Raw genomic sequence first — 17,611 nt, 5'->3', positions numbered from 1 at the left:
TCCGCATTCTGCTCATGCTCTGTCCCGTTTCTGTCGATCCCGTCTGTGCACTCGTCATTGTGCCGAGTCGTCTGGGCTGACGCCTCCGGAGGAGTGAGGATTGTTGACAATCCCTGATAATGAATCGCTAGGATAGCCGATGGTGACGCCGTGCGGGTGACGAAGCCCGCTCCACCTGAGGAAGGACGCCTGACATGGACTCTCCCCTGGACGTCTCCCGGCTCGGAGCCGTGGAGATCTGGACGATCAACCGGCCGGAATCCGGCAACGCGATCACTGGCAGCGATTTCGCAGACAGGTTCGAGCGTGCCGTGGACGAGGCCAACGCGGACACCGAGGTGAGGGCGGTCATCCTCACCGGAGCGGGGAAGATCTTCACCGCCGGCGGAAACGTCAAGGAGATGGCGGACGGTGAGGGCATCTTCGGGGAGGATCCGCAGGTGCAGCGGCAGGCGTACCAGACGACCATCCAGCGACTGCCGCGAGCAGCGACGCGCTTGGAGGTGCCGATCATCGCGGCCGTCAACGGCGCGGCCGTGGGTGCGGGCTGTGATCTTGCCATGATGTGCGATATGCGCATCGCCTCGGAGAAGGCCTCCTTCGCGGAGAGCTTCGTCCAGGTGGGTCTCATTCCCGGAGACGGCGGCTCATGGTTCCTTCGGCAGGTCGTGGGGCATGCGCGTGCGGCGGAGATGACCTTCACGGGTGATCGCGTGGATGCCGCGACCGCGCTGGAGTGGGGGATGGTGAGCCAGGTGGTGGCCCCCGAGGATCTGCTCACGGCTGCCCATGCACTGGCCGACCGAGTGGCGAAGAACCCGCCGCACCCGCTGCGCATGGCCAAGCGTCTGCTCAACGAGTCCCGCACCGCCTCGCTGGACACGGTGCTCTCCATGGCGGCGGCCATGCAGCCGCTGGCGCACATGGATCCGGAGCACCATGCGCGCGTCGCGAAGTGGAAGACCACATGAGCGCTGCCACTCGCCTGTTGCCGCGTGTCAGGGCAGAGGCGCCTGCGCTGCGGCGGCTTCGCGACGAAGTGCGGGAGTTCCTCGCAGAGCAGCGCGCGACAGGCGCTTTCACCCCCACCGCTGACAGCTGGCTGACGGCCTGGGACGAGGACTTCTCCAGAGCACTGGGGGCGCGTGGTTGGCTGGGTATGACACTGCCGCAGCAGTACGGCGGCCACGGTCGCAGCTTCGAGGAGCGCTTCGTGGTCACGGAGGAGCTGCTGGCGGCAGGTGCACCGGTCGCCGCGCACTGGATCGCAGACAGACAGAGCGCTCAGTCGATCCTTCGCTTCGGCAATGAGAAGCAGAAGCAGAAGTACCTGCCCGGGATTGCGCGCGGCGAGGTCTATTTCGCCATCGGGATGAGCGAACCCGAGTCAGGGTCCGATCTCGCGAGCGTGAGGACTCGTGCGGTCCGGGTGGAGGGCGGCTGGTCGGTCAGCGGCAGCAAGGTGTGGACCTCGGGTGCGCACCGTGCGGACGCATTCATCGTCCTCGTCCGCAGCGCTCCGCTGGACACGGCACATCGGCACGCAGGACTGAGTCAGTTCATCATCGATTTCGACCAGTCCGGTGTGGATGTGCGCCCCATCGTGTCGATGAACGGTTCGCACCATTTCAACGAGGTCTTCCTCGAAGACGTCTTCGTCCCGGATGACATGGTTCTGGGGGAGCCGGGAGACGGTTGGATGCAGGTCACCTCGGAGCTGGGGTTCGAGCGGAGCGGCCCGGAGCGACTGCTGTCGACGTTCCCGCTGCTGTCCGGACTGGTGGACGAGGCGCGTGACGGGAACGCGCTCGCCTCGCCGGACATCGGCCGGGCAGTGGCGCGCACGGTGGGCCTGCGGAAGATGTCCTCGGCGGTCGCCGGCGCATTGGAGCGGCGCGAACCCGCCGACGTCTCGGCCGCGCTGGTGAAGACCGTCGGCACCACCGCCGAGGGCGACATCGCCGAGCTCGCCGATTCCCTCATCGGGGATGACACCGCGGTGTCCGCGGAGTTCGCCGCTCAGGTGCAGCGTGCCGTTGACCAGCGTCCCGGTTTCACTCTCCGCGGGGGGACGAACGAGGTGCTGCGTGGTGTGATCGCACGGGGCCTGGGGCTGCGGTGATGAGAAGCAGCAGGACGGAGACGAAGAGGGCGGAGACGGGCATGCCGGAGACGGACGGAACGAAGGCGGAGAACCTCGGTTCACGCGGGGGCGGTATCGGAGACGGAGGATCATTGAGCCTGCAGGCGGCTGGGCTGGAGGCAGATCCCGATCTCGTGGATCTGTTCGAGTCGGTGTTTGCGCGGTACGCGGAGAACCGGCAGACAGCCTCGGCTGGAGCCACCGTGCCTCATTCCGCTGCGCCCGAGGCCGGCCTCGACGTGGCGCTGTGGGCGCAGCTGGAAGAACTGGGCCTCACACGGCTCACTGCCGCAGAAGAGGCCGGAGGGAGCGGCGCGGGCTGGGCCGAGGCCGCAGAGCTCCTGAGCGCGGCTGCTCGTCATGGCGTGAGGGTTCCGTTGGCGGAGAACGACCTCCTTGCCGAGTGGCTGCGTGAGGTTGCGGGACTGACGGCGGCAGACGCACATCCGGACGGTGCTTCGGGAACGGTCGACTCCTCGACGACTGGAGCAGGAGCGTCCGGCAATGCGGTGCGCACTGTAGCAGTCCTCGACGGCTCCGGTCGTGCCGCGCACGTGCCGTGGGCCAGTGCTGCGGACAGCATCCTGCTGGTGTGGGAGGACCGCGGGCGGCATTTGGTTGCTGAGGTGGCCGCAGCTTCCGTGGTGATCACGCCGGGACGCAACGCCGCCGGGGAGCCGCGCGATGCGATTGCGGCAGACCTGAGTGCGCTCGTCGGTACGGAGATCTCTGCGGACGTCGTGGAGCAGCTCCGTTTGCGCAGTGCACTGGTGCGTGCCGTCCAGGTGTGTGCGGCACTGGACACGGCGCTCGACCTCTCGGTGGGGCACGCAGGGGCACGCACGCAGTTCGGCAGGCCGCTGGCGAAGTTCCAGGGCGTGCAGGCGCACCTGGCAGACATGGCGGCAGAATGCGCCCTGGCACGTGCAGCCACGGAGTCGGCACTGCTGGAAGCGGTGGCCACGGAATGGAGCAGTGAGAACTTGGGCTTCCTGGTGGCGGCCGCACGGTCATGCGTCGGCCATGCGGCCTCGGCGGTGGTCCGCAGTGCGCATCAGGTGCACGGGGCGATCGGCACGACGCTGGAGCATCCTCTCCATCTGAGCACGCGCGCGGCCCTCACCTGGCGTTCCGAATACGGCTCGCTGGCATCGTGGGACCGGCAGGTGACGGAAGCCGCGCTCGCAGCAGAACCCGGCGGGCTCTGGGAGCTCGTGACAGGCTGAGCGGATGTGCCCGCTCATTTCGCTGAGGCGAGTGCGGGCACATCCGCTGCGCGCGGTTCACCGGATGTGCGTTCAGCGAGGCGACGGAGTATGCTCATGCATGTTCGCGTGAGAGCGCGTGCGGATGTAGCTCAATTGGCAGAGCGTCAGCTTCCCAAGCTGAAGGTCGCGGGTTCGATCCCCGTCATCCGCTCAGGGAGAAGGGCCCCGGAATCGGTGAGATTCCGGGGCCCTTCAGTCGCATTCGCGCGGAGCCCCTTCAGCCGGGCCTTCCGCTCTCACGCCCGCGCCGTCGGCACCATCCGGGAGCGGGAATCGGCGGAGGAGACGACCTCCTTGCCGAAGGGGAAGCAGGTCACCGGAATGAGCTTGAGGTTCGCCCAGGCCAGCGGCAGGCCGATGATCGTCACCGCCTGCGCCACCGCCGTGACGACGTGGCCGAGGGCCAGCCACCAGCCGGCGATGACGAACCAGATGACATTGCCGAGCGCGCCCATCGCACCGGGCGTGCGTGACTCCACGACCTCACGTCCGAAGGGCCACAGCACGAATCCGGCGATCCGGAACGAGGCGACGCCGAAGGGGATCGTGACGATGAAGATGCAGGCGAGGACACCCGCGACGACGTAGCCGAGGAACAGCGACCAGCCCGCGGTGAGCAGCCAGATGATGTTGAGGATCAGGGAGATGAGTGCGCGCATGTGCTCACGATAGTCGGGCGAGATGGGTAGCACCTGGCCGTGGGCTGAGCTGAAGCCGCGCGGTCGGCAACCGTCAGTAGTTGCCCGCGTATGGGTTGTACGGAGGTTCCAGCGGGGGTTCCGCAGGAGGCTCCTCGTCCTCATCCGGCTTGAACTGTGCGAGGTCCCGCACGTTCTTCTGCACCGCGATCGCCGCGAAGATGCTCAGCGCGAACGCCATGGCGTAGAAGCCCTTCTCGCTGAGGGACAGGCTGCCGGCGTTCCACAGACCCACTGCCAGCAGAGTCAGTGTGAGAACGACGGAGAACCATGCCAGCCCGTAGTAGAGATTGGTGACGGGGATGTCGTCGGCCCGGTCGCGCACGGTCTTCTGGAGGGAGACTGCGGCGAAGAGACCGAACATGAGAACGGTGAAGTAGTAGCCCTTCTCGTTGAGCTCCATCTCCGCGTTCCAGAGCCCGATCAGAAAGGCTCCCATTCCCAGCAGCAGAGCTGCCCATGAGGCGCCTATGAAGGCAGGAGTGGGCTTCTGCGGCGCCTTTGCCTTGTGGGGGTCCATGCTGCGGTTCCTCTCGATGCGGCCCGTGTCCGGGCCGGAGTGCACGCCCTTCTGCGCATGGGCAGTGCTTGACAGGAAGCGTAGCCGGGATCGGGACGATTCGCCCTCAGTCCTCCGCGGTATCCAGGTCGTGTCCGAAGGGGTCCGGGTCCACTCCCGGCATCCACGACTGTCCGGGCACGTCGTAGCCCTCCGCCTTCTGCGCACGCTTCCAGCGCCGCTTCCACTTGTCCTGCAGACGGTCCACGTAGAGCGTGCCCTGCAGATGGTCGTACTCGTGCTGCATGATCCGGGCGAACCAGCCGGTCACGGCCAGGGAGACGGTCTCCCCGTTCTCGTCCACGCCCGTGATCGTCACCTTCTGGCTGCGTTTGAGCGGGAAGTCCAGGGCGGGCACGGAGAGGCAGCCCTCGGACTCCGTCTCCGGGTCGGGGCGGCCCTCGGGCACCTTGGATCCCACCAGGACGGGGTTGATGAAGACTCCGCGACGGCGGACGTGCGCGTCCTCGTCGTCCGCGTCGTAGACGAAGATCTGCTTGCCCACGCCGATCTGCGGTGCTGCCAGGCCCACTCCGTTCGACACCGCGAGGGTCTCGTACATGTCTGCGACGAGGGTGCGGAGCTCGTCGTCGAACTCCGTCACGCGCTCGGCCCGGCGGTGGAGGACGGGCTCGCCGTACACGACTATGGGATGAATAGACATGCGGGCAATCGTATCCGGCAGCAGGCGGCGAGTGCCCGTGCGCACGGCGTGAGACATGCCGGGCGTGACGCATCTCAACCGCACGGCCCGCTGTCCACGCCTCGAACTCCACGTGGTCGGCCGCCCGCTTGGCTAGACTCGCGAGAATGTCCAGTGCTTTCGGTATCCCCGCAACCGGCCCGGAGATCGCTCCGGGCGTCGAACACAACCCGGAGCTCTCGCAGGAGAGCCTGGAAGAGCTCACACCGTTCCTCGAGGAGGAGGGGATCGACCTCGACGATCCCTCCAGCATCGACCCGGACCGGCTCGACGCCGCACTCGCCCGCGCCACCCGCAGACGCAACGACCTCCTCTTCTCCGCGGAGGGGGAGCGCCGCCTGCAGAGCATCGCCCTGCTGGGTGAGATCGCCGAGGCGGTGATCGCCGGTCAGCTGCCCGTCGCCCAGGCGCTCCTGCGCGCCGTGGAACCGGATCCCACCCCGGCGTTGCCCTCTGTGGCGCAGGTGATCGGCACGGCGCTGGAGCTCATCGACACCTGGCACGCAGACGCGGAGCTCACTCCCGCATCCATGCTCATCCCGGTGCCCAAGGTGCCCAAGAAGACCGGCTGGGATCGGCGCTCGCGCAACGCGGCCGTCGACGTGCTCGCCATCGCCCGCAAGGGCCGTGCGCGTGACTCGCTCGGCAGCCTCATCCTGCGCTACGCCGGCACCGCGGTCCTGGAGGGCAGCGCGCTCGCCGTCACCGGATTCTTCCTCGCCGCCGCGAAGCGCACCGGCGCTGACGCCGCGGCGCTGGGCCAGGAGCTGCTGCTCCGCGAGGCTCCGGGCGTCACGAGCCTCAGAGAGGTCTTCTCCGCCCCGGAGCCTGTGCGTGCGGATTCCCTCGCAGCTCCGGCATCTGATCCAGAGCTGCGGCCGGAGACCGTTCGGCCGCAGGAGAGCGCAGGCCGGGTCAGCACGGCACCGGCGGCTGCGGCAGAACCTGTGCCCGAGGCCGTGGAGGCGCAGGCGAACGCGTCCCCCGAGGTGCCTGTCGCCTCAGGGACGGAAGCGGTCCCGGGCGGGGAGTCCGATTCCGGACATGCAGCTCCCGCAGCCGCTGAGGCTCCTGCCGCTCAGGGTGAGGCCGTCCTCGCGCTCTTGGAATGGATGGGTGCCGGGCAGCCCATCGCGCGCTCCGGCGGGCTGCGCCGTGCGGACATCGAGCCGGTGGCGGCACTGCTGGGGATCAACGCCAAGGGTGTGAACCGGCGCGTGCAGAACGAGCCCGGAGACTCCACCGTCTACGCCATGTCCATGGCTGAGGTGCCGGAACTGGCGAGCTGGTGGCAGGAGCTCCTCGACTCCCAGATCATCGAGACCACTGCGACACGGGTGAAGCCCGGTCCGGCAGCCACCTCCCTGCGCGAAGGCGCCTGAGCGCTGCGGCTGCGCCACCCTGCACCTCGCCGGCCCGGTGCGCATGTCGTGTGCACCGGGCCGGCTGCGCGTGGACACTGAACTGGTTCCGCGTCACCCTCACGTCGGACGATGCGGTGTGACTCCCGCGGTGTGACCCCACGGGAACAGATCCGACAGTGAGACGGTTAGGATCGTCAGTACGCACGACAATCAGCAGCTGAAGCCATTGGCTGGTGTATGAGCGGGGAGCTCGACGCCGCCTGGCCGTCCGTTCTCCGCGCGTCATGATGAGACCCATCTGCGCCCGTCCCACCGTGCGCTCGCCACCGGTCGTCCGGCAGCAGGCGCACAGGGGGCGGGACCTCACGGGACCGCAGCCAGCGGCCCAACCGCGAAGGAACGGAAGAAGGACTTATGACCATTCACTCTGATGTCACACAGATCGTGGGCGGGACCCCTCTGGTCCGCCTCAACAAGGCCAGCGAGCGCACCGGTGCGGAGATCGTGGCCAAGCTGGAGTCCGCCAACCCGGCCAACTCCGTCAAGGACAGGATCGGCGTCGCCATGATCGACGCGGCGGAGAAGTCCGGCCAGCTGCAGCCCGGCGGCACCATCGTGGAGGCCACCAGCGGCAATACCGGCATCGCGCTGGCGATGGTGGGAGCGGCCCGCGGATACACCGTGATCCTCACGATGCCGGAGTCGATGTCCAAGGAGCGCCGTGCGCTGCTGCGTGCATTCGGTGCGACCCTCGAGCTCACGCCCAAGGCCGAGGGCATGCGCGGTGCGGTGGAGAAGGCGGAGTCCCTCGCCGCGGAGGGCGCCGTCCTCGTCCGTCAGTTCGCCAACCAGGCCAACGCCGCCATCCACGAGGCGACGACCGGACCGGAGATCCTCGCGGACACGGACGGCTCCGTCGACGTGTTCGTCGCGGGCATCGGCACCGGCGGCACCCTCACCGGGGTGGGCCGGGCGTTCCGGAATGCCGGTGTGAAGGCACACCTCGTCGCCGTGGAGCCCGCCGCGTCGCCGCTCCTGAGCAAGGGCGAGGCCGGTCCCCACATGATCCAGGGGATCGGTGCCAACTTCGTGCCCGAGGTGCTCGACACGGAGATCTACGACGAGGTCCAGGCCGTGGAGAACGAGGTCGCGTTCACCACCGCACGCCAGCTCGCCAAGGACGAAGGCCTCCTCGTGGGCATCTCCTCCGGTGCAGCGCTCTCTGCGGCCGAGGCCGTCGCCTCCCGTCCGGAGTTCCAGGGCAAGCGCGTCGTCGTCGTCCTCCCGGACTTCGGTGAGCGGTACCTCACCACCCCGCTGTTCGCGGAGTACATGGACGCGTGATCTCCTCATGAGTGCACCACTGCGCGGACTGGGCCGCACGGCCCTGCGCGGCGCGCTCCTGGTCGCGGGTGCGGCGGCCGCCTACGGGCTGTCCCGCCCCGCCGTCCGGCAGACGCTGCGCGAGGACCTTGACACCGCACGACGACGCGACCCGGCCGCTCGCAACGACCTCGTGATCGCGGCCTCCTACCCCGGCCTCCACGCGATCTGGGCCCACCGCGGGCTCCATCGGATGTGGAACCTGCCCGCGGGCCGCGGACAGGCCCCGGCTCGGCTGCTCTCACAGGCGGTCCGGACGCTCACCGGCGTGGAGATCCATCCCGGCGCCAGGATCGGCCGCCGCTTCTTCATCGACCACGCCAACGGCGTGGTGATCGGGGAGACGGCGGAGATCGGCGACGACGTCATGCTCTACCACCAGGTGACCCTGGGCGGCCGGTCCATGAAGCAGGAGAAGCGGCACCCCACCGTCGAGGACGGCGTGGTGATCGGCTCCGGCGCCAAGGTGATCGGCCCCGTGGTCCTCGGCGCCGAATCCGCCGTGGGGGCCAATGCGGTGGTCGTCCGGGACGTCCCGGCCGGAGCCACCGCGGTGGGTGTGCCGGCCCAGGTGAAGTTCCCGCGTTCCCGTCCCGCCGACGAGGAGGGGCATCTCACTCCGGACGGCGTGCTCACGGATCCTGCACTCTGGATCTGACCGCGTGAGAGCCCGGGCCGCCCGGACTCGCTGCCCTCATCGCAGCGGGACTCAGCCCGCTGCGATGAGGGCCACCCCGGCCACCACCAGCGCCGCACCCGCGAGCCGGGAGGCCAGCCCCCGTTCGCCGAAGAGGATGCGGGCGAGGACGAGTCCGATCACCACGCTCGTCTCCCGCAGCGGCGCGATGAGCGAGACCGGAGCCTGCTGCATGGCGAAGAGCACGAGGATGTAGGCGGCCGGTGACAGCACGCCCACGGTGAGCACGGTGCCCCACCGCCGGGTGAGGAGGCCGCGCAGCTCGCTGCGCCTGCGCACGGCCACCGGTCCCAGCAGGAGGGCCTGCAGCGCGCTGCACAGCCAGAAGTAGAGGACCGGGCTCACCTCCCCGGCGCCCACCACATGATCGTCCCAGAGGGTGTAGCCGGCGATGAATGCGCCGGTGAGCAGGCCCCACAGGAGCCCCCGTCGCAGCGTGGCGGGGTCGGGGGAGCCCGAGACGGACGAACGGCCCTGCAGGGTCACGATGACGATGCCCGCGACGATGCCCACCGCACCCGCCGCCGCCCACACTCCGGGTCGTTCGCCCAGCACCGCGACCGCGACGAGGAGTGTGAGCGCGGGTCCCGTGCCCCTGGCGACGGGATAGACGACGGAGAGGTCTCCCTGCGCATATCCCTTCTGCAGGCTCACGCCGTAGCCGATGTGGAGGAGCGCCGTCACGACGGCCGCGGCGAGGACGCGAGGTGTGAGAGCCTCCGGATCCCGGAGGAGCAGCACCGCCGCCGGGCCGGTGAGCAGCACCGCCCCCGCCGCCTGGTACGCCCACACGAACAGGGCGCCGGAGCCGTCCGCCCGCTTGGCGGCGATGTTCCAGACGGCGTGGAGCACGGCCGCAGTGAGCACCATGCACAGGACGGCCGCACTCAACGCAGGCTGCTCCCGGCCTCCGGGCTTCCCGGATGAGGGCCACCCACGGGGGGCTGTCCGTCCGAGGAGCGCGGACGGAGGGGGGAGAGGTGCGGGAGCGGTGCGGTGGTCATCCTCCCCAGTCTGCCAGGGGAGGGGCACCGGTGGAGAGGCGGGCGCGGACGAGTGCCCACGTCGCCCGAGCGGTTCAGCGAGAACGGCTGGGTGACGTGGGCACTCGAGAACGGGAGCGCGGTCGAAGGCCCGGCGGCTGGAGCCCCGGCGGCCGGGCCCCAGACGCTCAGTGCTCCACGGGCGGCTCCGCGCCGTGGCCGGTGAGCTCTCGCACCTCCATTTCCGCGGCGAGCTCCGGGCTCTCCGTGCCGGAGTCCGTGAGGGAGCCCAGCCAGCCCAGCAGGAAGCCCAGGGGGATCGAGACGATGCCCGGATTGGACAGCGGGAAGAGCGCGAAGTCCACCCCGGCCCCCAGCATCGAGGTCTCGGAGCCGGAGACCACGGGGGAGAAGGTGATGAGCAGGACGCAGCTGATGAGTCCGCCGTACATGCTCCACACCGCGCCCCGCGTGGTGAATCGCTTCCAGTAGAGGGAGTAGAGGATGGTGGGCAGGTTGGCGCTCGCCGCCACGGCGAAGGCCAGCGCCACCAGGAAGGCGACGTTCTGACCCTGCACGCCGATCCCGCCGATGATCGAGATGGCACCGATCACCAGCACCGTGATCTTCGCGACCTTCACCTCCTGCTTCTGGTCCGCCTTCCCCTTCCTGAACACGCTGTTGTAGATGTCGTGGGCGAACGACGCCGAGGCGGTGATGGTGAGGCCGGCGACCACCGCGAGGATGGTGGCGAAGGCCACGGCGGAGATGAAGCCCATGAGCAGCGGTCCGCCCAGTGCCTGCGCCAGCAGCGGAGCGGCGGAGTTCTGCCCGCCGGGCGCCGCGGAGATGACCTCGGGGCCCACCAGCGCCGCGGCACCGTAGCCCAGCACCAGGGTGAAGAGGTAGAAGACGCCGATCAGCCAGATCGCCCAGACGACGGACTTGCGCGCCTCGCGTGCCGTGGGGACGGTGTAGAAGCGCATGAGCACGTGCGGCAGCCCCGCCGTGCCCAGCACGAGCGCGAGCGCCAGGGACACGAAGTCGATGGGCAGCGCTCCGTACTGGATGCCCGGAGCCAGGAGGGCCTCGCCGTGCGGCGACATCTCCACCGCCTGGTCCAGCAGCGCGCTGAAGTCGAAGCCCTTGAGCGCCAGCACCCAGATCGTCATGACGAAGACGCCGGCGATGAGGAGCACCGCCTTGATGATCTGGACCCAGGTGGTGCCCTTCATGCCGCCGATCAGCACGTAGAGGATCATCACGGCGCCCACGACGGCCACCACCACGGACTGCCCCACGCTGGAGTCCACGCCCAGGAGGAGTGAGACGAGGCCGCCGGCCCCGGCCATCTGGGCGAGCAGGTAGAAGAAGCAGACCGCGAGGGTCGTGATGGCCGCGGCCATGCGCACGGGGCGCTGCTTGAGGCGGAACGAGAGCACGTCCGCCATCGTGAATTTGGCGGTGTTGCGCATGAGCTCCGCGACCAGCAGCAGCGCCACCAGCCAGGCCACGAGGAAGCCGATCGAGTAGAGGAATCCGTCGTAGCCGTTGAGGGCGATCGCTCCCACGATGCCCAGGAACGAGGCGGCGGAGAGGTAGTCGCCGGCGATGGCGAAGCCGTTCTGCGTGCCGCTGAAGGAGCGGCCGCCCGCATAGTAGTCAGCGGCGGACTTGTTGTTCCTGCTCGCGCGGAACACGATCACCAGCGTGACGGCGACGAACGCCAGGAAGATGGAGATGTTGAGGACGGGGTTGTTCTCCGTCGTCTCCGCGGCCTGTGCGAGGACGGGCTGTGCGAGTGCCTGAGTCATGCGGCAGCCTCCTGCTTCTCCAGGTCAGCGCGGATCGCCTCGGCCTGCGGGTCGAGGCGGCGGTTGGCGTACATGACGTAGGCGGTGGTGATGACGAACGTCGTGACGAACTGCAGGAGCCCCAGGAGGATGCCCATGTTGATCGTGCCGAACACGGGCCGGGCCATGAATTCGTGGGCATAGGCGCCCAGGAGGACATAGGCCGCGTACCAGAGGAGGAAGAACACCGCCAGGGGGAAGACGAAGCTGCGGTGGGTGCGCCGAAGGCCGCTGAAGGCAGGGGACTCCTGCACGGCGACGTAGTCGACGCCCGGGCCTCCCGCCGGCGGGCCGCCGGGGGAGACGCTCTCCGGAGGTCTGTGATCTGTCATAACCACTCCGTTGTGTCGATGGACATCGGGGCCGAGGTGCCGGCCCGGTCACAGCAGACTGCGCAGTGACCTGGAGCACAGTGTGTACGAGCAGTGCGACCCTCGCAACAGATCGAGCGATCAGTGCGGAGCCGGGCGAGGTCGCAGGACGACCTGCCGTTCCTGCCGCCCGGGAGCGCTGAGACGCGCGGCGGCACTCCTGCGCATCTCGAACAAATTAAGGCAAGCCTACCCTAATGATGTACGCTGTCCTCCGTGCTCGCGTCGCTCGACTTCGAGCATGATGATCTTTCCTAATGCAGTTCTGATGAGGGCCGCCGAGGCCCCGAGGAGACGACCGCTCATGCACACCACTCGCCGCACCGTCCACGGCACCGCTGCGGCCCTCGCCGCGTCCGCACTCGTCCTCTCCGCCTGCTCCGGGTCCGGAGCTGCGGAGGAGGACTCCGGGGCGGCCTCGGGCGAGGGCTTCCCCGTCACCGTCGAGCACGCCTTCGGCGAGACCACTGTCGAGGCCCCGCCGGAGCGCGTTGCCTCCGTGGCCTGGGGCAACCACGAGGCGGCGCTCGCCCTCGGGGTCGTCCCCGTGATCATGGAGAAGGCGACGTGGGGCGACGACGACGGCAACGGCGTCCTGCCCTGGGTCGAGGACAAGGTGGAGGAGATGGGCGCGGAGATGCCGGCGACCTACGATCCCACCGACGGCATCGACTTCGAGGCCATCGCGGACGCCCAGCCCGATGTCATCCTGGCCGGCTACTCGGGACTCACCCAGGAGGAGTACGACACGCTCAGCAAGATCGCCCCGGTGGCGGCCTACCCGGACACCCCCTGGGGCAGCACCTGGCAGGACACCCTGCGCATCGACGGTCAGGCGCTGGGCAAGGAGGCCGAGGCCGAGGAGGAGATCTCCCGGCTCGAGGGCGTCATCGACGAGAAGGCGCAGGCGCGAGAGCACCTGGCCGGTGCGGCCGGCGCCTACGTCTACGCCGAGCCGACGGATCTGAGCTCGATCTCCCTCTACACCACCCATGACCCCCGGGTGGCCTTCCTCGAGGAGCTGGGCATGGAGACGCCGGCGGCCGTGGCGAAGCGCAGCGAGGAGACCGAGGAATTCATGTTCTCCGAGTCCGCTGAGACCGCGGCGGACTCCTTCTCCGACGTCGACGTCGTCCTCACCTACGGCGGGGACGCCGAGGCGGCCGACCTCCTCACCGGTGACGCGCTGCTGAAGAAGATCCCTGCGGTGGAGCAGGGCGCGATCGCGAAGATCCCGGCCGACGGCCCCGTGGCGGCCGCGCTCAACCCCTCGCCGCTCAACATCGAGTCCGCGCACATGGACGACGCACTGGACGCCGTCGACGCCGCGGCCGCGCAGAGCCGGTGACGCAGACGGGCGCGGGGACCGGCGGCACGCAGGCGGCGGGCGCACGGGCGGAGGCGCCGGCCCGGGACGCACGGGCGGAAGAGCTGCGGGACGGCGCGGAGGAATCGCGCTCCGGTCCTGCGCCCACCGTGCGGGTTCTCGCGCTCGCCGGGATCGTCGCGGTCCTCGTCCTGGCGGCCCTGGCCTCGGTGGCGTTCGGCGCGAGGACCGTCGGGTTCGGCGACATCCTCTCCGCGCTCGGCGGCGCGCAGGACACCGTCGCGCAGGCCGCCGTCGCCAAGCGCATCCCGCGCACCCTGCTGGCCCTCCTCGTGGGTGCCGCCCTCGGCACGGCGGGCGCCGTCCTCCAGGGAGTGACCCGCAATCCGCTCGCGGACCCGACGATCTTCGGCATCAACAACGGGGCCGCGCTCGCGGTCGTCGTCGGGATCACGTTCTTCGGACTCAGCAGTCCGCACGGGTACATCTGGGTGGCGCTCACCGGTGCGGCCCTCACCGGCGTCCTCGTGTACACGATCGGTTCGATGGGAGGCGGCGGCTCCACGCCGCTCAAGCTGGCGCTGGCGGGAGCGGCGACGACCATCGCGCTGTCCTCGCTCTCCTCGGCGATCATCCTGCCGCGCGCTCAGGTGATGGACATGTTCCGCTTCTGGGAGATCGGCGGAGTGGGCGGCGGCACCTACGAGTCGCTCGCCCGCGTCGTTCCGTTCCTGCTGGTGGGCTTCGTGCTCTCGGTCCTCTCCGCCCGAGGCCTCAACTCGCTCGCACTGGGCGATGAGATGGCCCGCGGGCTGGGGGTGAGCGTGGGGCGCACGCGGATCCTCGCCTCGGCGGGCGCCGTCATCCTGTGCGGGGCCTCGACCGCGGTGGCCGGTCCGATCGGGTTCGTCGGCCTGGTGGTTCCGCACGTGTGCCGGCTGCTGTTCGGTCCCGACCACCGCTGGCTGCTGCCGCTGTCCGCCCTCGCGGGTGCGGTGCTGCTGACGGTCGCGGACGTGCTGGGGCGCGTGGTCACGCGTCCGGAGGAGCTCGAGGTGGGCATCGTGACGGCCTTCGTGGGTGCGCCCGTCTTCATCCTCATCGTGCGTCGCATGAAGGTGCGTGAACTGTGAGCGGCCGGTCGTCGAACGCACAGGCCGCGCGCGCCGCGGTCACACGCACCGTGGTCGCACGCACCGAGGGCCCGGGTCACGTGAACGCCGGCCCCCCGGACGCGGGCAGCCCCCTGGGCTCCGCCACCGCGGCCGTCGCAGCGGGCCGGCGCTCGCGGAGGCGCAGGTACGCGTGCGTGTGCCTGGGCCTGTCGCTGCTCGTCGCCGCCATGCTCGCCGTCTCGCTCATGTGCGGCCACACCGCGTATTCGCCGGGGGAGGTGCTGCGCGTGCTCGCGGGACGGACCGTGCCGGGCGCCAGCTTCACGGTGGGCGAGCTCCGGCTGCCGCGGGCGGCCACGGGGCTGCTGGCCGGTGCGGCGTTCGGCATGGCGGGGGCGACGTTCCAGACGATGCTCGGCAATCCGCTCGCGAGCCCGGACATCATCGGCATCACCTCCGGGGCCTCGGCGGCCGCGGTCTTCTCCATCGTCGTCCTCTCGCTCTCGGAGACCGCGGTCTCGCTGGTGGCGACCCTCGCCGCGCTCGGTACGGCGGGCCTCATCTATGCGCTGTCCTACCGCGGCGGCATGTCCGGCACGCGGCTCATCCTCATGGGGATCGGGATCGCGGCGATGCTCAAGGCCTTCGTCTCCTGGACGCTGGCGCGAGCGGCGCAGTGGGACCTCCAGGTGGCGACGCGCTGGCTGCACGGGAACCTGCAGAACTCGACATGGGAGCAGACGCTGCCCCTGCTGTGCGCGGTGCTCCTCGCCGGCCCGGGGCTGTTCCTGCTCTCGCGCCGGCTGGACACGCTGCGCATGGGGGAGGAGGCCTCGGCGGCCCTGGGTGTGCCGGTGGAGCGGACGCGGATCATGCTCATCGTGCTGGCGGTGGTCCTCATCGCCTTCGCGACGGCGGCGGCCGGGCCCATCGCCTTCGTCTCGTTCCTCGCCGGTCCGATCGCCGCGCGCTTCCTGCGCGGCGCGGGCCCGCCGCTGCTGCCGGCGGCCCTGGTGGGCGCGCTGCTGGTGCTCGCCGCGGACTTCGCAGGGCAGTTCGCCACCGGGGTCCGCTTCCCGGTGGGCGTCGTCACGGGCGTGGTCGGAGCGCCCTATCTCATCTATCTGCTCGCCCGGACGAGCCGGAGCGCGCGCTCCGGCGTGACAGGAGGATCCCAGTGACCGCAGGGAAGGACGTCCGGGCGCAGGCCGGGCCCGCCGCACACCATTCGCTCCGGGCCAGCGGTCTGAGCCTCACCTACGGCGACCGCTCGGTCATCTCGGACCTCGACCTCGAGCTGGAGCCCGGGCAGATCACGGTGATCGTGGGTGCGAACGGGTGCGGCAAGTCCACGCTGCTCAAATCCCTGGCGCGGCTGCTCGCTCCGGCCGAGGGCACCGTGCTGCTGGACGGGAAGTCCATCCACGCACTGCCCACGAAGGAGGTGGCGCGGGTGCTGGGACTGCTCCCGCAGTCCCCGCTGGCGCCGGAGGGGATCGTCGTCTCCGATCTCGTGGGCCGCGGACGGCATCCCCACCAGGGCCTCTTCGCCCGCTGGACCGCGGCGGACGACGAGGCCGTGGCCCGTGCCCTGCTGCGCACCGGCACCGCGGACCTCGCCGAGCGGCCGGTGGACGAGCTCTCCGGCGGACAGCGGCAGCGGGTGTGGATCGCGATGGTGCTCGCGCAGCAGTCCGCGCTGCTGCTCCTCGACGAGCCCACCACGTTCCTCGACGTCACCCACCAGGTCGAGGTGCTGGACCTCCTCACCGACCTCAACCGGAGCGAGGGCACCACGATCGTGATGGTGCTGCACGACCTCAATCTCGCCGCCCGGTACGCCGACCGGCTCGTCGCGGTCCACGGGGGCACCGTGCACGCCCAGGGGACCAGCGAGGAGGTGCTCACGGAGGAGACCGTGCAGCAGGTGTTCGGCCTGCGCTCCCGTGTGATCGGCGATCCCGTCTCCGGTCGGCCGCTGGTCCTGCCCCTGGGCAGGCACCACTCGGCGGCGGGCGGCTGAGGCCTCAGCCCTGCAGCAGCGCCTTTGCGATGCCGTTCTTCTGGATCTCGTCCGAACCGGTGAGCATGCGGAACATCCGCACCTTCCGCCAGATCCACTCGATCTCCGCGCCGTGGACCATCCCGGCCTTGCCGTGGAGCTGCAGCGCCGTGTCGACGATGGAGAAGGCCTTCTGCGCGACGAAGAGCTTGCACATAAATGCCTCGGGCATGATGTCCTCACCCCGGTCGAGCGCGGCGAGCGCGTCGTAGGTCATCGAGCGCGCCGCATAGTAGTCGGTGGTCATCTCCGCGAGCGTGTGCTGCACGGACTGGAGGCCGGACATGGGTCCGGCGGCCACCTGCCGGGAGGAGACGAAGTCCAGCGTGAGCGTGAGGACCCGTCGCACCTGGCCGAGGACGGAGGGGCAGTGCAGGAGCCTGTTGGTCGTCACCCGCCCCAGGCCGATCCGCAGTCCCCGGCCCTCCTCGCCCAGCAGCTGGCTCCGCTCCACGCGCACGTTGGTGAGCTCGATGTCCGCCTCGATGTGCTGGCCGGACATGGGCGTCTCACCGGGCAGGACGCGTACGCCGGGGGAGTCGAGGTCGACGAGGAAGGCGGAGTAGGCCTCCTCCGTCCCCGCCATCCGGGCGATGAGCACGGAGAAGTCCGCGAACGGTCCTGCGGAGGAGAACACCTTCCTCCCCGCGATGCGCCATCCGTCGCCGTCCGGCGTCGCGGTCGTGGTCATGGCCCGCACATTGGAACCGGCGTCCGTCTCCGTGAGCGAGAAGCAGCAGGCGCGCTCACCGCGCACCACGGGGAGCAGGTAGCGCTCCACCTGTTCCGGAGTGGCGTACCGGAAGATCGCCCCCGCGCGCAGCGGTCCGCCCATGTCGCCCAGGACGCTCTGGGAGAGGACGCGTCCGGAGGCCGCGACCTCCTCCTTGAGGACGGCGAGCTCGGAGTGGCTCAGTCCCTTCCCGCCGTACTCCTCGGGCAGATGCACGCCGTAGAAGCCGAGCTCGTACGCCCGCTTCCACACGGGCTCGAGCACGCTGCGGTCGTAGGGCGTCTCCGGCCCGAGGCCGAGGCGGGCCTCGTACTCCGCGAGCTCGCCGTCGAGATAGCGCCGCAGGCAGGTC

Annotated in this window: 17 protein-coding genes and 1 tRNA gene; 11 read left to right on the top strand and 7 right to left on the bottom strand. The window is 69.8% G+C overall.

Features of this window, described 5'->3' with window-relative positions; all coding sequences use genetic code 11:
- The first annotated feature begins 194 nt into the window (after window positions 1-194).
- The 4 genes from Q0A33_RS15545 (at window position 195) to Q0A33_RS15530 (ending at window position 3,562) form a co-directional block, all read left to right on the top strand.
- Complete coding sequence (locus tag Q0A33_RS15545; protein ID WP_291798934.1) at window positions 195-971, top strand: crotonase/enoyl-CoA hydratase family protein; 777 nt, start codon at window positions 195-197, stop codon at window positions 969-971.
- Window positions 968-2,122, top strand: coding sequence for an acyl-CoA dehydrogenase family protein (locus tag Q0A33_RS15540; RefSeq protein ID WP_291798931.1), 1,155 nt, complete (start codon window positions 968-970; stop codon window positions 2,120-2,122). The genes Q0A33_RS15545 and Q0A33_RS15540 overlap by 4 nt, the downstream gene beginning before the upstream one ends.
- Window positions 2,122-3,369, top strand: coding sequence for an acyl-CoA dehydrogenase (locus Q0A33_RS15535; protein WP_291798928.1), 1,248 nt, complete (start codon window positions 2,122-2,124; stop codon window positions 3,367-3,369). The genes Q0A33_RS15540 and Q0A33_RS15535 overlap by 1 nt, the downstream gene beginning before the upstream one ends.
- A gap of 120 nt (window positions 3,370-3,489) precedes the next feature.
- Window positions 3,490-3,562: transfer RNA gene (locus Q0A33_RS15530), tRNA-Gly, on the top strand.
- Window positions 3,563-3,647: 85 nt separating this feature from the next.
- On the opposite strand, the gene Q0A33_RS15525 is transcribed toward Q0A33_RS15530, so the two are convergent.
- The 3 genes from Q0A33_RS15525 to def all read right to left on the bottom strand — a co-directional run bounded on the left by Q0A33_RS15525 (window position 3,648) and on the right by def (window position 5,332).
- Window positions 3,648-4,070: a YccF domain-containing protein gene (locus Q0A33_RS15525; protein WP_291798926.1), complete on the bottom strand. Its 423-nt coding sequence runs from the start codon at window positions 4,068-4,070 to the stop codon at window positions 3,648-3,650.
- Between the two features lie 73 nt (window positions 4,071-4,143).
- Window positions 4,144-4,629 carry an inner membrane protein YiaA gene (yiaA, locus tag Q0A33_RS15520; RefSeq protein ID WP_291798923.1) on the bottom strand — a complete coding sequence of 162 codons (486 nt, stop codon included), beginning with the start codon at window positions 4,627-4,629 and terminating at the stop codon, window positions 4,144-4,146.
- Between the two features lie 106 nt (window positions 4,630-4,735).
- Window positions 4,736-5,332, bottom strand: coding sequence for a peptide deformylase (def, locus tag Q0A33_RS15515; RefSeq protein ID WP_291798921.1), 597 nt, complete (start codon window positions 5,330-5,332; stop codon window positions 4,736-4,738).
- Between the two features lie 146 nt (window positions 5,333-5,478).
- Here def and Q0A33_RS15510 point away from each other — a divergent pair, with 146 nt between their 5' ends.
- From Q0A33_RS15510 to epsC, 3 genes are all read left to right on the top strand, one after another.
- Window positions 5,479-6,753, top strand: a complete 1,275-nt coding sequence (locus Q0A33_RS15510) for a hypothetical protein (RefSeq protein WP_291798919.1) — start codon at window positions 5,479-5,481, stop codon at window positions 6,751-6,753.
- A 396-nt stretch (window positions 6,754-7,149) separates the two neighbouring features.
- The gene (gene cysK / locus Q0A33_RS15505) at window positions 7,150-8,079 is read left to right on the top strand and encodes a cysteine synthase A (RefSeq protein WP_291798917.1); all 930 of its coding nucleotides are present in this window, start codon (window positions 7,150-7,152) and stop codon (window positions 8,077-8,079) included.
- 7 nt (window positions 8,080-8,086) lie between these two features.
- Complete coding sequence (gene epsC / locus Q0A33_RS15500; protein ID WP_291798914.1) at window positions 8,087-8,776, top strand: serine O-acetyltransferase EpsC; 690 nt, start codon at window positions 8,087-8,089, stop codon at window positions 8,774-8,776.
- Window positions 8,777-8,827: 51 nt separating this feature from the next.
- On the opposite strand, the gene Q0A33_RS15495 is transcribed toward epsC, so the two are convergent.
- From Q0A33_RS15495 to Q0A33_RS15485, 3 genes are all read right to left on the bottom strand, one after another.
- Complete coding sequence (locus Q0A33_RS15495; RefSeq protein ID WP_291798911.1) at window positions 8,828-9,706, bottom strand: DMT family transporter; 879 nt, start codon at window positions 9,704-9,706, stop codon at window positions 8,828-8,830.
- A gap of 280 nt (window positions 9,707-9,986) precedes the next feature.
- Entirely contained in the window at window positions 9,987-11,612 is a 1,626-nt protein-coding gene (locus Q0A33_RS15490) for a cation acetate symporter (RefSeq protein ID WP_291798909.1), read from the bottom strand.
- Window positions 11,609-11,983 (bottom strand): DUF485 domain-containing protein, encoded by a 375-nt coding sequence (locus tag Q0A33_RS15485; RefSeq protein ID WP_291798906.1) that lies wholly within the window; start codon window positions 11,981-11,983, stop codon window positions 11,609-11,611. Before Q0A33_RS15485 ends, Q0A33_RS15490 begins: the two co-directional genes overlap by 4 nt.
- A 343-nt stretch (window positions 11,984-12,326) precedes the next feature.
- Here Q0A33_RS15485 and Q0A33_RS15480 point away from each other — a divergent pair, with 343 nt between their 5' ends.
- The 4 genes from Q0A33_RS15480 to Q0A33_RS15465 all read left to right on the top strand — a co-directional run bounded on the left by Q0A33_RS15480 (window position 12,327) and on the right by Q0A33_RS15465 (window position 16,487).
- Complete coding sequence (locus Q0A33_RS15480) at window positions 12,327-13,370, top strand: ABC transporter substrate-binding protein (protein WP_291798903.1); 1,044 nt, start codon at window positions 12,327-12,329, stop codon at window positions 13,368-13,370.
- An 83-nt stretch (window positions 13,371-13,453) separates the two neighbouring features.
- A complete protein-coding gene (locus Q0A33_RS15475) occupies window positions 13,454-14,482 on the top strand; it encodes an iron ABC transporter permease (protein WP_291798937.1) in 1,029 nt (342 codons plus the stop codon).
- Window positions 14,479-15,645 (top strand): iron chelate uptake ABC transporter family permease subunit, encoded by a 1,167-nt coding sequence (locus Q0A33_RS15470; protein WP_291798901.1) that lies wholly within the window; start codon window positions 14,479-14,481, stop codon window positions 15,643-15,645. The genes Q0A33_RS15475 and Q0A33_RS15470 overlap by 4 nt, the downstream gene beginning before the upstream one ends.
- The gene (locus tag Q0A33_RS15465) at window positions 15,642-16,487 is read left to right on the top strand and encodes an ABC transporter ATP-binding protein (RefSeq protein WP_291798898.1); all 846 of its coding nucleotides are present in this window, start codon (window positions 15,642-15,644) and stop codon (window positions 16,485-16,487) included. The genes Q0A33_RS15470 and Q0A33_RS15465 overlap by 4 nt, the downstream gene beginning before the upstream one ends.
- A gap of 4 nt (window positions 16,488-16,491) precedes the next feature.
- Here Q0A33_RS15465 and Q0A33_RS15460 read toward each other — a convergent pair.
- Window positions 16,492-17,611, bottom strand: a 1,120-nt coding sequence (locus Q0A33_RS15460; protein ID WP_291798896.1) for an acyl-CoA dehydrogenase family protein, incomplete at its 5' end; no start/stop codon positions are given.

It is taken from the genome of Brevibacterium sp., from assembly GCF_022712115.1.
Classification (GTDB): domain Bacteria; phylum Actinomycetota; class Actinomycetes; order Actinomycetales; family Brevibacteriaceae; genus Brevibacterium; species Brevibacterium salitolerans.
The sequence above is the reverse complement of the archived record's forward strand: the minus strand, read 5'-3'. Positions and strand labels throughout refer to the sequence as shown.

Excerpts from the sequence above, each read along its gene's own strand:
- Q0A33_RS15535 (WP_291798928.1), top strand. The coding sequence starts at position 2,122 with ATGAGAAGCAGCAGGACGGAGACGAAGAGGGCGGAGACGGGCATGCCG.
- def (WP_291798921.1), bottom strand. The coding sequence starts at position 5,332 with ATGTCTATTCATCCCATAGTCGTGTACGGCGAGCCCGTCCTCCACCGC.
- Q0A33_RS15485 (WP_291798906.1), bottom strand. The coding sequence starts at position 11,983 with ATGACAGATCACAGACCTCCGGAGAGCGTCTCCCCCGGCGGCCCGCCG.
- cysK (WP_291798917.1), top strand. The coding sequence starts at position 7,150 with ATGACCATTCACTCTGATGTCACACAGATCGTGGGCGGGACCCCTCTG.
- Q0A33_RS15545 (WP_291798934.1), top strand. The coding sequence starts at position 195 with ATGGACTCTCCCCTGGACGTCTCCCGGCTCGGAGCCGTGGAGATCTGG.
- Q0A33_RS15540 (WP_291798931.1), top strand. The coding sequence starts at position 968 with ATGAGCGCTGCCACTCGCCTGTTGCCGCGTGTCAGGGCAGAGGCGCCT.
- epsC (WP_291798914.1), top strand. The coding sequence starts at position 8,087 with ATGAGTGCACCACTGCGCGGACTGGGCCGCACGGCCCTGCGCGGCGCG.
- yiaA (WP_291798923.1), bottom strand. The coding sequence starts at position 4,629 with ATGGACCCCCACAAGGCAAAGGCGCCGCAGAAGCCCACTCCTGCCTTC.
- Q0A33_RS15525 (WP_291798926.1), bottom strand. The coding sequence starts at position 4,070 with ATGCGCGCACTCATCTCCCTGATCCTCAACATCATCTGGCTGCTCACC.
- Q0A33_RS15480 (WP_291798903.1), top strand. The coding sequence starts at position 12,327 with ATGCACACCACTCGCCGCACCGTCCACGGCACCGCTGCGGCCCTCGCC.
- Q0A33_RS15510 (WP_291798919.1), top strand. The coding sequence starts at position 5,479 with ATGTCCAGTGCTTTCGGTATCCCCGCAACCGGCCCGGAGATCGCTCCG.
- Q0A33_RS15490 (WP_291798909.1), bottom strand. The coding sequence starts at position 11,612 with ATGACTCAGGCACTCGCACAGCCCGTCCTCGCACAGGCCGCGGAGACG.